Below are 14,683 nucleotides of genomic sequence, written 5' to 3' on the forward strand. Positions count from 1 at the left end.
GCTGCGCCGGGGTTCCCCGCCAGGGGAACCCCCTTTGTCCACTGCCTATTTTTGATCTTCAACGGACAGACAGACGACCAGGCCATCGCAAGTGATCATTGACAGTAACCCCGGATCGCCGGTCACCGAAATAGCGGCCGGAGCACTGGACCGACAGGCATCGGATGGACGGTTCAACGGGGCGCCCTGAGGATGTCGCCGGGTCTTTCGGACGGGACGAGAGGCCGGAGCGGCGTCCGCGAATCGCTGGCATTCCCGGGGGCGTTGGCGATCACCAACGGTGATCGCCAGTGGGCCAGCCGGGGCATAGGTACCGGTAAGCATCCGGTCTGTAAAACGCCAACCGCCACATGACGCCCCCCATGTGGCCGCCGGCAGTGGGCAAACTCGCGCGTATGGACGGCGTCACCTACCCGGCCGCCCGCACCCTCGCCGCCACCGCCTTCGCCGCGGTCATCACCCTCGCCGCCGCGGTGACGGGCGCCCTCGCCGCACTCTTCGCATGAACAAGCCCTCCCGACCTCGGCCCCCGGCAGACCCACAACGCAAAAAAGGCCCCCGCTCCTGCCGGTGGAAACCGGCAGCGCGGGGGCCTGCTCGTGCCGTGCGCGGTGCTACCTGCGGACGACCAAGGATCCGGGGTCGAACTCCATCGGGAACGGCTCGTCGATGAGGGCGACGGCGCCCGCCAGGAGCGGCGGCTCGTCGGCGTACGTACCGTTCTGAAGGCGGCCGATCAGAAGCCTCGGTGCGGGCTCCAGCTCGATGCGCCAGTAGTGCGCGATGCCCGCAGCCGCGTACAGCGACGGCTTCAGCTTGCGGTCGGTGACCCGGGTCGACGGCGAGGCGATCTCCACGACGGCGAGCACGTCGTGGGCGGAGATGGCGACGCCCGATGTCTCGGCGGCCGCCGCGTCGACGATCGCGAGATCGGGGATCAGCAGACCGTCCGGGACGATGACGTTGATCGCCTCGAACACCTCGATGTCAGCGCCGGCCCGTTCGGCGGCCTGTTCCAGCAGAACGTGCAGGCGGTGCGATGCGCGCTGGTGCGGCAGGCCGGGCGCGGGGCTCATCATCAGCGAGCCTCCGACCAGCTCGACGCGCTGGTTGGTGTCCTCGGGCAGCGCCAGGACATCGTCCAGCGTCCACGGTCCGGCGTGGCTGTAGGCGACACTCACGGTTCCTTTCACCTCCTCGCGGGTGGTCTCCAGTGTGACCCGGCTCCGTGCCGGATGTCAGCTGCGGGGACCACCCAGCACGATCAGTAGCGGTTTCGTCCGAGCGGGACGTCGGTATCGGCCCTCTTGCGGTCGTACGAGTCGTCGACGCGTACGAGCGTGGTGGGGGACCAGTCGGTCATGTGGTTCCCTTCGCCGGTGAGGCCGGGGGCCGGTTTCGGCGGCCCCCGGCCTCATCCTGTCGCGCGGGGTGACGCGGCGGGTGAGTTCCAGCCGGACGGTGCCCGTTGGAGGTGTTGGACCTAACAGGTCCGACCGGGTTCGACCTGCGGGTGGCCGGCGAGGGCGCCGGGCCCGTACGCGTGGGCCACGGCGGCGGCCGCCTGGCAGGCACGCAGGATGTCGTCGAGGGTGCGGGCGGAGTGGTTGGTCCACGCCTCGTAGTCGACGTACGGGGCGCCGCTTGCGGCGGTGAGCACGGCTTCCAGGAGGATTTCAGCGACGTAGCGGCTGTCGCTGTCGCCCAGGCCGTCGTCGCTGGTGTGCACGAGCGCGTAGTACAGGGTGCGAAGGCTGCCGGGGGTGCAGAGCTGGGGGTCCCAGCTCTCGCGCTTCATGAGGGCAGCGGCGGCCCGGAGGTGGGCGGCGACGGCGTCGCCAGTGACCTTCGCGCCGCTGAGGCCGTACCAGGTCTCGGGCTGGGCGAGGCGGTGGACGGTCTGGTGGGGGAGGGCAATGCCGAGGATGCCGACAGTGGTCACGATGGTCGCGTCCTTTCAGTTAGGGGCGTTAGGTCCAATAGGGCTGACCAGTTTTGATCAGCCATTTCGGTTTCTGGTAGGTCAGTCCCGGCGCAGCAGGCGGTCCCGGATGCGCCGGGCCGGAACGGGCGGTCGGGCGGCGGCGAGCAGTTCGTCCATGTGTCGGATCTGGGATTCGGCGTGCCACTGGGGCTCCCACGTCGCGCCGTGGCAGACCGGGCAGGCGTGCCCGTGGCCGGCGAACTCGTAGGTGCAGCCGAGTTCGGCGCAGGACGGGGCGGTCGGGTCCTCGCCGCACCCGCCGCAGTAGGCGCAGCGCGTGTACGCGTAGTCGATCGGGGCGCCGCCGGCGAGGTTGCTCTGGAGGGTGGCCAGGCCCGTGATGCCCTGCTCTCGCAGGACGGCGTCGGCTCCGTAGACGTGGGAGAGGGCCGGGGTGTCGGGCTGGTGGTCGACCAGCATCTGGTGGGCGACGGCCCAGGCAAGGCTGGTGCGCTCGATGTCCGGGCCGGGGCCGTACGGCCAGGAGGCCGGATCGGTGCGGGAGGGGCGTCCGGGGGCGGTGAGCGGGGCGTCCAGTGCGGTGAGGACGGTCAGGACGGCGGCGCGGAGCCGGTCGCCGCGGTCGTCCGTATGGGTGCGGATCATGAGGATTGCGTTCCTTTCTCGTCGCGAGTGGGGGACCGGTCAGTCCTGGTGGGTGATTTCGCGGTGGAAGACCTCGGTGGGGACGCCGTTCATGCGCAGCACGTTGGCGATCTCCTCCGCGATGCCCACCGACCAGTGGACTCCGCGGGTGTCGCCGACGGAGATCTTCACCAGGCGGCTGCGGGCGTCGGCGACGTCCTGGAGGATTCCGATGGCGAGCATCGCGGTGTTGTCGACGATCCCGGCGACGCCGGCGGCCGCCAGGACCGCGGTTGCGATGTTGGGGTCCAGCCCGGTGCGGGTCTCGCTCACGGGGATCTGGTGGGTGTCGAGCACGTGGCGCCGGATGTCGAGGTGGATGTCGCTCGCCTCCGCCGGGGCGCCCTGGTCGTATCCGAAGGTGTTGATGGTGACGCGGATCAAGGGGGTCTCCTTCTCGGGGCCCCGGCCGGTCGGCCGGGGCGGGCGTGCGTTCGGGTGGATCAGGTGAGGGTGAGGAACGTGGCCGCGACCAGGGCAAGGAGCGCGGCGGCGGTGACGTGGATCGCCCACCGCAGGGCGCGGTACTTGGCGCGGGCGAGGATCGCGAGCTGGACGAGATGCTCGGCGCGGTGGTCGTGCGTGAGGTCCTCGACGACCTCGGCCGGTGTGCAGTCGGCCCAGTAGAGGTAGGACCCGCGCGGGCGGCCGGTGATGTCGGGCCGGACCACCAGGAGGACGATGAGCATCGCGGCGATCAGGCCGATGGTGCCGGTGCCCGCCAGGACAGCGGCCGCCGCCGGGAGATCGCGGCCGGGGACGACCGCCACCAGCACCGCCAGCGGCAGCCCGAGCGCGCCGAGCAGGTTCCCGGCCTTCGTGTCGGAGCGGCCGATCTCGGCGAGCGTGATGTCGAGCGCGGCGTCGAGCCGCGCGCCGGTGGTGTTCACGCGGCCTCCCCGCTGATGTCGAAGAGGCTGATCTGTGCCTCGTCGAGTTCGCGGCGGCGCTGGTTGGCGACTCGGTCGCGTTCGCGGGCCACGGCCTTGCGCCAGCACGGCCAGCACCAGGGCCGCAGCTCCTCAACCGGGGCGGCGGCGTTCTGGGTGTCGGTCGCGTACGGCAGCGCCGGCGCGGCGAGAAGCTCCTTGACGGCGCCGCCGGGCCAGGCCAGGCAGATGCGGCCGGTGTGCTCGGTCCCGCAGGCGCCCTCGCAGCCGCAGCGCCGCCCGTGCGCGGCCAGGACAGCGGATAAGACGTTGCTGGTGGTGGTCATGTGTCCTCCGGTCAGATGCTGATCTGGGTGACGAGGTGGGCGAGTGAGGAGAGTGCGGTGCGGATCGGGTCGGCCAGGCCGGTGGAGGCGAGGAAGAACCCGAAGAGGACCGCGACGGTGGCCGCGAGCGCGCCGAGGCGGCGGGCGCGAAGCAGGACGGCCAGGGCGATGCCGAGGAGGACGACGGCGCTGACGGACAGGACCATCGCTCAGCCCTCCGTACCGCAGGTGGCGGCGATGCCCTCGCACCAGACGTCGTCGGGCCGGCCGCCCTTGTAGACGTCGAGCAGGTCGGCGGGCCCGGTGACTTTGACCCAGGCCGGGCCGGGGCAGCCGTCCGGGCAGGCGGTGCGGGCCTGCCAGTGGTGGTCGAACGGGTCGCCGTCGTCCCGCTGGCGGACGGTGATCTCCTGTCCGGCGACGGCGAAGGTGCCGGTCTCGCCGCCGGTGTCCCAGGCGAACACCGCGGCCAGGCCGTCGCCGAAGAACGTACGGACGTCGGCGAGCGGGTCGGGGCCGGCGTCCGTGGAGCGGGCGAGGAGCAGGCCCATCAGGTCGAGTTCGGCGGCGTCGTGCACCTCGTCGAATCCCTCGGCGCGCAGCTGCCGCGTGCCGGGGACGCCCTGGTGCTGCCGGGCGACGGTGCCGGGCGGTACCCGCCGGTCGGCGGGCCGCGCGTCCTGGCGGGCCTGGCAGACCTCCAGCGGAGTGGACGCGACGATCGCGACGGCGGGCATCCGATGGGCGTGGGCGCGCTCCACCAGACCCGCACGGTGGCGCTCCTCGGTATTGGTGGAGTCGACCACGGTCGGCAAATGGCGGGCGAGGCGCCCGGCCAGGACCGTGTCGAAGACCCGTACGGCGTCCGGGGTCGATGCCTGGTCGCCGCGCCGGTCGGCCACGCGCTCGCGGCAGGCGTCCAGCTCCAGGCGCCAGCGGGCCGGGAACGCCGCGGCGATACGGCTCTTGCCGCTTCCGGCGGCTCCGATCAGTACGTACAGGCTCGGCTGTCCGAGATCCACTCGTTCTCTCCTCTGCGGGGTCGGTTCTGCGCTGCCCCGCCCCCGGCAGTCGACCGGGTGCGGAGCAGCGATCTGGTTAGACCTGTTGGGTCCAACCGGTCTAATGGGTGTTGGTCTGGGGTTTCGTGACCGTCAGGGTCAGCGGTGGTGCTGGTTGTGGGTGCGGGCGATCAGGCCGCGGGTCGCGGTGGTGTAGGTGCTGTGGTCCTGGACGACGGGGCCGTTGTAGTGGTGGTGGTGCTCGGGCGGGCCCGCCGCGCGGGTCGCTTTGGCGTGCTTGAGCGCGCGGGTGAGGGCGCCGAGGAGGGCGACGGGGGCGCCGCAGACGAGGGCGACGACGAGCGGGTCGAGCGTGCCCACGGTCCACAGGACCAGGGAGGCGGAGCCGCCGAGGGGGACGGAGGCGATGCTCGCGGCGAGCATGATCCCGCTGATGTCCGTGGCGCGCTGGCTCATCGGGGGCCGGCCGGGCTGCGGCACCGGCGGGGTGGTGCCGATGGCGGGGACGGGGCTGGTGTCGCGGTACGACGTCGGTACGGCGGGCGTGGGGCGGTAGGCGTCGGCGATGAGGCGGCGGGCGGTGTCGGCGGCCTCGTCGTCGCTGAGCCGGGGGAGCAGGGGCTGGTCGTCGTGGTTCACGGGGCGGGCTCCTTGGTCGTGTGGAGTGGGGGGCCGGGCCCGGGGTGTGGTCCGGGCCCGGCGGCGGAGCGGTGCGGGCGGGGTCAGGGCGTGGGGGTGAGGGCCCAGGTGCCGTGTCCGGTCCGCAGGACTTGGCCCTCCGCGGCGAGCTTGGAGAGGGCGTTGTCGACGGATCCGGCGGCCGGGCCGTCGGGTGTGCCGACGCCGACTTCGGAGCGGATCTCGCGGGTGCGGTGGGACTCGCCGTCGGCCAGGGCGTCGAGGATCTGGTCCCTGAGTGATTTCGGGGCGGTGGGCACCGAGATGCGGGGCGGGCCGGCGGGCCGCTTGGTCCTGCCCTTCTTGCCGCCGTCCTCCTCGTCGTCGTCGCCGGACGCGCCCTCGGTGAGGAAGCGTTCTGCGGCGGCCAGGGACTCGGCGTACGCGGCCTGGAAGATCCGGTCCTCTTCCGGGCTGAAGCCGGGGATGGCCGGGGCCGTCTCGAACAGGCTGATCAGGTGCGGGTACGTCTTGTCCTTCTTGAGGGCCTTGAAGACCCGCATGAGGACGGCGCGGCCGCCTTGCAGGCCCCAGGCCATGCCGGCGGTGACGGGGCCGGGCGGGGTCTCCTTGCCGTCCCAGGCGGCGAACAGTTCGTCGGAGACGTTGCCGAAGAACGGCCGGATGGCGGAGATCTCGGTGCCGTCGCTGACCATGTCGGAGGCCATCGACTGCGTCATGGTGCTGTTGACGCGGCCCATCCACACCAGGCCCTGCTTGGCGTTCGCGCGGATCTTCTCGGCGTCGCCGAGGTCGGTGACGTGGATGGACTGGCCCGCGAAGCGGATCCCGAAGCCGAACTTGCGGCCGGTCTGCTGGAGGCGGGCGACCATCCCGGTGACCCACTTGCGGAACTCCGGGGGGACCAGGGCGTGCTCGCCGAGGACCATGTTGATCTCGTCGAGCGTGACGTTCACCAGCCGCCAGGGCGAGCCGAGGGTGAAGGAGCCCCAGCCGTTGGCGGAGGAGACCTGCTCGCGGTAGTCGGCGACCGCGCAGGCGGCGGCGAGGGTGGCGCCGAGCGCGGCGATGCCGGCGCCGAAGTGGTGGACGCGGCCCTTTGCCTCGGGCAGCGACATGCCCGACTGCGCGTCGGCGACCAGGGAGATGACGCCGCTGAGGCGTTCGGCGGCCAGCACGGTGAGCAGGAACACCGACTTGCCGGAGCCCATGGCGCCGACCGCGAGGTCGGTGAGGCCGCCGAGTTCCGGGCTGTAGAGGGCCATCCTGAACGGGCGGCCGTCGTGGCGCAGGCCGATACGGATGAGCCCGTCCGGGCCCATCGTGAGGTCCTCTGCCGTGGCCTCGCGGATGTTGATGAGCGGGTGCTCGCGGTAGATGGTGACCACGCCGCGGGCCATGCCGTCGGTCTCGACCATCACCAGGTCGGGGTCGTCCACGTGAAGGGCCCGGGCGAGTTTCTTGCGCGGCAGGTGGATCATCGCGTCGTCCTCGGCCTCGACCAGGATGCGGATGCGGTCCTCGTCGATGCGGTGGTCGGCCATCTCCATGCCGGGGAGCATTCCGCCGGGCCCGGAGACCCGGCTCTGCCACAGCTGCTCCAGGCGTGACTTCGCCGCGTCGCCCTCGGCTGCGGAGGGGGCGACGCGCACGGCCAGGCGGCCGGGGCCGAAGCCGTCGACCGGCTGGAGCGTGACAGTGGCCGGCGGCACGTCGAACACGGCGGCCACGCTCTTGGGGTTGACCGTGGCGGGGACGGCCTGCCCGGCCGGGGCGAGGATCATCGCCTCGAAGTCGGGCCGGTCCTCGTCGTACTGGTGGATCTGGCACAGCTCGCTCCCGCCGGTCGACGGGGACAGCGCCCACATCTGCCGCAGGTGGCCCTCGTAGGTGGTCGGCGCGGGCGCGGTCTCTCCGGCGGGGACGAGCGCGGTCTCTCCGGCGTACTCGGGCAGCTGCGCGATGATGGCGCGCTCGAGGCCGCGCGAGCGGGTCCAGGGGACCATCGGGATCATCACGGCCGTCCAGGCCGCCGCGCCGAGCATCGGCCAGCCGCTCGGGTAGTGGAGGACCGGGGCGAGCAGGCCGGCGGTGTAGGCGGCGGACCAGCCGAGGACCGGCAGGGACCGCATCGTGGAGAGCAGCAGGCCCGGCCCGTCCTCGCGGGCGGTCTGCCGCCACAGCCGGTAGCCGGACAGGGCGCCGGTGACAACGACCGTGCCGTGCGCCCACCACGGCACGTCCGTCAGTGGCCCGACGGCGGCCCACGTGCCGGCGGTCCCGTACAGGACGCGTTCGGCGAGCGCGAGGCGGCGGGCGGCATGGGATGTGAGCCCCCGGTCGGGGGCGGGCACGGCCTCTTCGGCCGTCAGCATTTCGGTCGTCACTGCGTCTCCCGGTCCGTGGCGAATAAGGAAAGGGGGGAGGGGCCCGGCTCAATCGCCGGACCCCCAGGCCGCTATTAGGCCCGTTGGGTCTAACGGGGCTGATAGCGGTTGTGCTGGTGTTTCTTTTTTCGGTGCTCAGCGCTTGCGGTAGAAGCCCGCCTTCGCCTGCTGCACGCCGGAGGCTTGCACCGCCTCGTAGACGCCCCGGTATTCGCTCTCGTGGGCGTCCACGAATCCGCGGGAGTTGGTCTCCATCTCGTCGGCGGCCCCGGCCACTCCGGCCGCCGCTTCCGCGACCGCGCGCAGGGCCGTTCCCGAGTCGGTGATGAGCGCGGTGAACCGGGGCTCGACCTCGGCCTCCGCGCACATCTCGGCGAGCCGGTCGGCGTCGTCGGCGTCCTTCTCCATCCGCCGCTTGAGCACCCACAGCCCCTCCTTGAGGGCCAGGGCCGCGGTAGCGAGAGCCGTCATCTTCCCGGCCAGGCCGAGGAAGCCGAGCCGCCCGCCCTTCACCGGCAGCGGGGGAGCCTTGTACGGCACCAGGTCGCTCATGGTCACCTCAGTCCTCGTTGTGGATACGGGCGGACGGCATGTGCAGGCCCGCGTCGACGGCGGCCTGCTGCACGGGCCGGTAGGCGTCATGCATCTCGTCGTGCGCCAGCTCGACGGACTCCGCGGCGACGAGCGACTGCGCCCGCATCGCCTCCGCCTTCACCCTGAGCAGGTCCATCGACTCCGCCAGGCGGTACATCGCCCGCGAAGTGAGGCAGCCGATGATGTTGTGCCGCTCCGCCAGCTCGGCGGCCAGGTCCCGCAGCGCGTCACCGAGCTGGACCGCCCGGTGCGCGAGGACCGCGCACTCGTCGTACGTGGTCAGGCACTCGTCCTTGGCATCGGCCAGCTTGTCCAGGACGTCGTCGAGGGTCACCTCCGTCATGTGCTCGGCTGACGCCGAGTCCCGCATGGAGGGAACGGACACGGATGCTGCGCTCACGCGCGCCTCCTTCGTGATCGTGCTGCTGGGCGACGCGGGCAGGCCGCGCGCCCCGGTCGTCACGGCGGCGGGATCCCACCGCCGGGCCTGCGAGACGGGAACGTGGAGGCTCTCTGCCGTCCACTCCTGCTGGGGATCGGTGTCCCACATCGACTCGTAGGCGCTGCGGCGCTCCTCACGCGGCGGCAGCCAGGACCCGTCCGGATCAGGACCGGTGAACCAGTCCCCCGCCGCGGCCCCGGCTCGCGCCCGCTCGTCCGCCCGGCGCGCCCGTTCCTTACAGCGTTCCTTGCGGCGGGCGGACGGCCCCATGGCCGGGCCCGTGCCGGCGGACTTCTTGCCCTTGCTCCCCACCCGGGCCTTCTTCCTGCCGGGGCCGGCCGGACCCTTCCCGCCCGCCGACGGCTTCCTCGGTTTCTTCGTGAGATCAACCTTCGGCCCGGCCCCGCCCGCCGCGCCCGGTTTCGGTTTCTTGGTGAGCCGGACCTTCGGCCCGGCCGATACCGTGCTCGGCTTCGGTTTTTTGGTGAGGTTGACCTTCGGCCCGGGCCCGGAACCAGCGGCGGGAGCAGGGGCGGGTTTCTTCGTGAGGTCGACCTTCGGCGCGGCCGGGGCCGTACTGTCCCCGGCGCCGCCTTTGGTCTTGTCGTCCTTCTTCCCGGTCTTGCTGAGGACCGGCGGGGCGAGCTTCCCCCGGCGTTTCTCCAGCCGCCGCCGGGCTTCCTCTGTGGTGGCCTGCGCCAGCGTGGTGCGCTCGGGCTCGGCGGCCGCGGTCTCCTCCTTCCTCTCCCGCTTCTCGGCCGCCCGGTTCTCCTTCGCCACCCTCCGGGCTTCCTTGACGGCCTGCTTGCGGTCGCGTGCCTGGTCGCGGTCGCGGTTGCGCCCGTCGAGCGCGGCGGCGTGGTCGGCGCCGCGCCGCTGGATCTTCGCGTCCTGGCGGGCGGCGGCCCTCTCGTTGCGTCCCCTCGCACGCTCCAGCGTCGGGGTGGAGGCAGACGCGTGCGACGACTTGCCGTTCAACGGGGACCTGATCCCGCCGGACGCCTTGCCCGGCGCCTTCGGACCCTTGTCCTTCGAGCGCTGCTCCTGCGAGCCGCCCGAGGATCCCTTCGATCCGCCTGCCCCGGAGCCCGAGGTTCCGGACTGCCCCTTGAAGCCGCCACCGGTCCCCACCGAGCCCGAATTCGACCGGCCCGAACCGCCACCGGTACCACCGGCACCTTTGCCGCCACCGCTACCGGTACCACCGGCACCTTTGCCGCTGCCGCCGGCGGACGGGCCGCGGCCGCCGCCGAAACTTCCCCGGCTTCCGCCGCCCCCAGCGCCTCCTCCACTGCCGCTGCCGGCGGACCTGCGGCCGAACTCGCTGCTGGAGGGGACACCCTTCTTCTGCGCGGCCTGGTCGTTCAGACCCGCCATCGCCAGAGCGTGCTTGGCGTGGGCCTCTTCGGCGGCGAGCCGGTGCTTGAGGCGGGCCTCGCGCAGCGGCGCGGTTTCCGCCTCGTGCTCCAGGCGGCGCTGGCGCCAGTCCTGTACGGCCGTAGCCGTACCGCGCAGGGCCGCCAGGGCCACGGCGAGAACCGCCGACAGGCCCAGCGCCCCCAGCCCGGGGGCCTCCGGATCCCGCCCGCCCTCGCCGTCCCCGAGGCCCTCCGAGCGCAGCGCCACCGTGGTGGTCGCGGGCCCGTCGGAGGGGAGCGGGGGAAGGGACGGCGGCCCGGCGGTCAGGGCGGCCAGTGAATCGGCCGCCGACCGGCGGGTACGCGCCGCAACGAGATCCGCTCCGCCGCTCCCCGGCTCGTCGGCCGGGGAAGGCGGCGGGGCGGCGGGTGGCGTCGGCGGATCCTCGTCGTCGTCCGGCAGCGGGGGGAGCCCCGGAGGAACAGCCCCCCTCGGCCGGAACGTCAGAACCGTCCGGTCTTCGTCGTCATCCACGGGTCCTCCTGACTTGACAGACAGTGACCGGATGGGGCATCCTCGCGCGCCCGCGCGCCCGCGCGCCCATGCGCCCGCGCGCCCGCCTTGAGAGCCCCGATCCGGCCCGCCCGCCGTGATGATGATGGTGATGATGGTTACTTGGCGTGATGCTCGATGAAGTTCTCCAGCGTGCGAGCCAGCTCCTGCCACGGGTCCGGATCCTCCGGGCCGCGCGCCGCGTCCCGCTTCGTGCACGCCGCCTTCGTCCGGTCCCACCACGCCTCGGCGAGCCCCTTCGAGCCGCGCGCCTCCAGCTGCTGCTGCTGACGCGCGGCCCAGTGATCACGCTTGTTGGCCTTACGGACTTCCTTGATCGTCGCCACCGGGGTCAGGCCCCCTTCTTGAACAGGTCACCGATACCGCGCACCGGCGCTCCGGCCGGGGCGGGAGGCCCCTGACCAGCGGTTTCACCGGCCTGGGCCTCTCCCTGCGCCGGTCGCGCCATCGCGGCGGCCGTCTTGTGCAGGCTCTTCGCGGCGATCTCGCCGCCCCACCGGCGCCGCTCGGCCCGCTCCAGGGCCTTCTGCTCACGCTGAGCGGGCAGGGCGGCCACCGTACGGACGTGGTCGGCGTAGGCGGTACGCAGCTGCTGCGACGCGTTCGCCGCGTCCCGCGACGCCCTGGCCAGCGTCTTCCAGTGCCGGTTGACCTTCCTGGCCCGCCACCGGGCGGCGAACTTGCCGTCGCCGTCGACGTACTGCGAGCGCAGCGCGGTGTCGAACGCCGCGTGAGCCGCCTCGTACGCGGACAGGTCCGCGGTGTGCTCGCGCTGCCGGTCCAGCGTCCAGGCGGTCAGCCGCTCCAGGTTCAGCAGCGGCCGGAACTCCGCCGGGACGCGGTTGAGAACGTCCTGCTTCACATGCTCGATCTCGGGCACGGGTTGATCTCCTCTCGGGGGAAGGGGCCCGCCGTCTTCGGGGGCAGATGGCGGGCCCTGCCCGCGGTGCGTACTACCGCCGCCGCATCAGGTGCTGCGGACGGCGCGGATCTGGTTGCGGACCCACTCGGTGTCCGTGATGCCGAACTCGGCGGCGAGAGCGGTAGGCGAGGGCGTCTCGCCCACCGCGAGAAGCTCGGTGGCCCGGGCCCGTACCGCCGCACGCTCCTCGTCCCTCGGCCGGTGAGCACCGGCTTTACCGCCACCGGCAGCGCCGCGCTTACCGGCCCGGCCACCGCCACCGGCAGTACCGGACTTACCGGCACCGGCAGAGCCGCGCCTACCGCTTCCGGTACCGGTCGAAGTACCGCTTCCGGTACCGGTCGGATTACCGGTACCGGTAGATCCGGGGTTACCGCTACCGGTGAAGCCGGAGTTACCGCCCGGGCTACCGCCACCGGCAGAGCCGGAGTTACCGGTGGCGGTGAAGCCGGGGTCACCGGTAACGGCACCGGTAACGGCACCGGTAACGGGCGTCTCCTCGTCGTGGTCGCCAAGGAGGCGGTGCACGCGCCAGATGATGACAACGAACGTCACCACGACGAGCGCGGTGAGCCCGAGGACGATCCTCGGGTCGCTGCCCGGCTCGTTCACTCCGCCGCGCTCGGCGAGGTGGTACGCGAGGTTGGACGCGGCCATGATCGACAGCGCCGGGCCGACATCGGACTTCTTCTTGAACGCGACCACCGCGTAGATGTCGACGGAGAGCGGGAACAGCGGCGCCACGTACTGGTGGAAGCCCACCAGCCGGGCGAGCGCGAACTCGCCGGAGGCCGCGAGGCCGACACCGGCCGCGAGCGCGACCCACGGAGCCGCCCGCCACCCCCGGCTGCTGATCCCCTGCCACTTCGACGTGCGCTTGGCCGCCTCCCGGACCTTGGCGAGGTTCCTCTCGGCCTCCGCCTCGTGTGCCCGGGCCCGTCCGGTGGCACTGGCCGCCTCGTTCGCGGCTGCCTTCCGGATCGCGTCGGCCTCCTCGCCGGCCTTCTCGACGATCGCCCTGTTCTCGGCGGCCGCGGTCGTACGCAGCTGCTCCAGCTCGGCGGCCAGATCCTGGATCTGCTGCTGGCGGGCCAGCTCGTGCTTCGTGCCGAGGCCGGTGAACCCGGCCTCGATCTCGGCACGAGCGGCGTCCGCCTCCCTGCGGCAGCGGGTCAGCTCGTCCTCGATCGAGGCGCGCCGCTCGGCGAGTTCCTCGTCCAGGTCCAGCCGTGCGGACCGCCGGGTCAGCTCCAGCTCGGCATCGAGCCCCGCCCGGGCGACCTTGACCTCCGTCGCCCGGTCCTGGGCCGCGCCGACGATCCGCGCTGCGTCCTCCAGCGCGGTGCGGTAGGCGGCCTCCGCCGACGCGCGGCGCAGGGCCACCAGTTCGGCGGCCCGGTCCTCGGCATCGGCGAGCAGCACCTTGACCTTCTGCTCCGCCTCCCCGAGCAAGGCCTTCGCCTCCGCCTCGGCCGCCGCCAGGCTCTCCACGCTCTCTCCTGCCGCGTCGATCCGGGCAGCGTCGAGGACGCGCCGCGCATCCTGGCCGGCGGCGGCGCGGATCCCGTCCGCGTCGCCCTCGGCCCGGCGCAGCCGCTCCCCGGCCTCCTCGACCGCCTCGGCCAGGACCTGCCTGGCGTCGGCGGCCGCGGCCTGCCGGATCGTACGGGCCCGGTCCTCGGCGGACCGGAGCAGCGCCGCCGTCTCATCGGCCGCCGTACGCCGGGCGTTGTCGAGAACGGCGGCGGCCCCGTCCATCAGGTCCGCCGCCCGGTCCCGCATGTCCGCGAGCCGCGCGTCCGCCTCCTCCCGCACCTCCGGGCCCGGCGGCGCGACCGCAGCCGCCGGCGGGCGGCGCGGCTGCGGCGGTGTCGTTCTGGTCGGCGACTTGCGGGCCGCCGTCTTCTTCCGGGTGGCTGTGGCCGCCACTCCGTACTCCTTTCATACGGGTGGCCGCCCCCGAAGGGGCGGCCACCGTGGCGGGACGGGGCCGGTCAGCCCCGGGCGACGCGGTCGCTCGCCCGGCAGACCGCGTCGGTGTACCGGTCGGTCAGGTCACCGGCCCGGGTCACAAACGCCTGGTCACCGGCCCGGAGGCACGCCTCCTCCGCGACCGAGCACCAGTCGTCGAGGCGGTCCAGGTGCCGGTCCAGCCGACGCCAGTAATCGCCGCGCACCGCGTGCGTCAGCTCGGCGACCGCGTAAAGCGGCATGGCGTACACCAGGAGCGCCACGGCCCGCGCACGGAGCCGGAGCCGCCGCAGCGGGCCGGGCTTCGTGTGGGCGGCGGTGAGCAGGTCCTGGAAGACCTCGAAGTCGTCGCCGGTCCAGCTCTCGATGTCGCCGTGGGTCCGCCGGAACGCGCGGACAGCACGGCCGCTGAGCAGGGACAACATGCTCATGCCGCACGCTCCGCGCGGCCCGCGGTGCCGTACGCCACGGTGCCGACCAGCTCCTCCAGGTCGGCGACGGTCACGTACGCGCTGGAGACGGTGATCCCCACCAGGACGTTGCCCTGGCACATCGCGCCGACGATCCGGGCGCCGCCCGGGGTCCGGGTGATCCGGCTGTCCTCCAGCTCCCGGATCAGGTGGGGCAGCAGGCCGGCGGCCTCACGGCCGACGACGATGTCGGCGGTGATGGTGCCGGGGGAGACGGTGACGGAGACCTGGACCCCGAGCCGGGCAAGGTCCTGGACCTCACCGAAGACGGTGAAGGACTCGGCGACCAGATCCTGCACCCCGTCGGTGACGGCCTCGGCGCGAAGCGGGGCGGCGGCGGTGATGTCGTTGATGGTCATGCGGTCAGCTCCCCGCACTCGTTCTTGCCGAACTGGTGACCCGAGGACTGCTTGTTCTTGTCGCTGTTCTTCTGCTCCATCGCCTTGCGCTCGGCCTCGG

17 protein-coding genes are annotated in these 14,683 nt (G+C 72.7%); all 17 read right to left on the bottom strand.

Annotation, left to right across the window (positions count from 1 at the left end):
* Positions 1–614: 614 nt before the first annotated feature.
* Positions 615–1,181, bottom strand: coding sequence for a Uma2 family endonuclease (locus AB0389_RS30750; protein WP_366398796.1), 567 nt, complete (start codon positions 1,179–1,181; stop codon positions 615–617).
* A gap of 302 nt (positions 1,182–1,483) precedes the next feature.
* On the bottom strand, positions 1,484–1,942 hold the full coding sequence (locus AB0389_RS30755) for a hypothetical protein (RefSeq protein WP_366398797.1): 459 nt from the start codon (positions 1,940–1,942) through the stop codon (positions 1,484–1,486).
* Positions 1,943–2,023: 81 nt separating this feature from the next.
* Positions 2,024–2,590, bottom strand: coding sequence for a hypothetical protein (locus tag AB0389_RS30760; protein ID WP_366398798.1), 567 nt, complete (start codon positions 2,588–2,590; stop codon positions 2,024–2,026).
* A 39-nt stretch (positions 2,591–2,629) separates the two neighbouring features.
* Positions 2,630–3,013, bottom strand: a complete 384-nt coding sequence (locus AB0389_RS30765; RefSeq protein WP_366398799.1) for an RNase adapter RapZ — start codon at positions 3,011–3,013, stop codon at positions 2,630–2,632.
* Between the two features lie 59 nt (positions 3,014–3,072).
* Positions 3,073–3,519: a Pycsar system effector family protein gene (locus AB0389_RS30770; protein ID WP_366398800.1), complete on the bottom strand. Its 447-nt coding sequence runs from the start codon at positions 3,517–3,519 to the stop codon at positions 3,073–3,075.
* Positions 3,516–3,845, bottom strand: a complete 330-nt coding sequence (locus AB0389_RS30775; protein WP_366398801.1) for a hypothetical protein — start codon at positions 3,843–3,845, stop codon at positions 3,516–3,518. The genes AB0389_RS30770 and AB0389_RS30775 overlap by 4 nt, the downstream gene beginning before the upstream one ends.
* Positions 3,846–3,856: 11 nt before the next feature.
* Positions 3,857–4,051: a hypothetical protein gene (locus AB0389_RS30780; protein ID WP_366398802.1), complete on the bottom strand. Its 195-nt coding sequence runs from the start codon at positions 4,049–4,051 to the stop codon at positions 3,857–3,859.
* 3 nt (positions 4,052–4,054) lie between these two features.
* Complete coding sequence (locus AB0389_RS30785) at positions 4,055–4,867, bottom strand: AAA family ATPase (protein ID WP_366398803.1); 813 nt, start codon at positions 4,865–4,867, stop codon at positions 4,055–4,057.
* Between the two features lie 138 nt (positions 4,868–5,005).
* Entirely contained in the window at positions 5,006–5,506 is a 501-nt protein-coding gene (locus AB0389_RS30790) for a hypothetical protein (RefSeq protein ID WP_366398804.1), read from the bottom strand.
* 83 nt (positions 5,507–5,589) lie between these two features.
* The gene (locus AB0389_RS30795) at positions 5,590–7,893 is read right to left on the bottom strand and encodes a hypothetical protein (protein WP_366398805.1); all 2,304 of its coding nucleotides are present in this window, start codon (positions 7,891–7,893) and stop codon (positions 5,590–5,592) included.
* Between the two features lie 135 nt (positions 7,894–8,028).
* A complete protein-coding gene (locus tag AB0389_RS30800) occupies positions 8,029–8,445 on the bottom strand; it encodes a conjugal transfer protein TraB (RefSeq protein ID WP_366398806.1) in 417 nt (138 codons plus the stop codon).
* A gap of 7 nt (positions 8,446–8,452) precedes the next feature.
* The gene (locus AB0389_RS30805) at positions 8,453–10,822 is read right to left on the bottom strand and encodes a hypothetical protein (RefSeq protein WP_366398807.1); all 2,370 of its coding nucleotides are present in this window, start codon (positions 10,820–10,822) and stop codon (positions 8,453–8,455) included.
* Positions 10,823–10,959: 137 nt separating this feature from the next.
* Complete coding sequence (locus AB0389_RS30810; protein WP_366398808.1) at positions 10,960–11,187, bottom strand: hypothetical protein; 228 nt, start codon at positions 11,185–11,187, stop codon at positions 10,960–10,962.
* Positions 11,188–11,192: 5 nt separating this feature from the next.
* Positions 11,193–11,741 carry a hypothetical protein gene (locus AB0389_RS30815; RefSeq protein WP_366398809.1) on the bottom strand — a complete coding sequence of 183 codons (549 nt, stop codon included), beginning with the start codon at positions 11,739–11,741 and terminating at the stop codon, positions 11,193–11,195.
* Positions 11,742–11,828: 87 nt separating this feature from the next.
* Entirely contained in the window at positions 11,829–13,712 is a 1,884-nt protein-coding gene (locus AB0389_RS30820; RefSeq protein ID WP_366398810.1) for a hypothetical protein, read from the bottom strand.
* 65 nt (positions 13,713–13,777) lie between these two features.
* Positions 13,778–14,185, bottom strand: coding sequence for a hypothetical protein (locus AB0389_RS30825; RefSeq protein ID WP_366398811.1), 408 nt, complete (start codon positions 14,183–14,185; stop codon positions 13,778–13,780).
* Complete coding sequence (locus AB0389_RS30830; protein ID WP_366398812.1) at positions 14,182–14,583, bottom strand: hypothetical protein; 402 nt, start codon at positions 14,581–14,583, stop codon at positions 14,182–14,184. The genes AB0389_RS30825 and AB0389_RS30830 overlap by 4 nt, the downstream gene beginning before the upstream one ends.
* Positions 14,584–14,683 lie beyond the last annotated feature (100 nt).

It is taken from the genome of Streptomyces sp. NPDC093109 (assembly GCF_040701725.1).
Classification (GTDB): Bacteria; Actinomycetota; Actinomycetes; order Streptomycetales; family Streptomycetaceae; genus Streptomyces.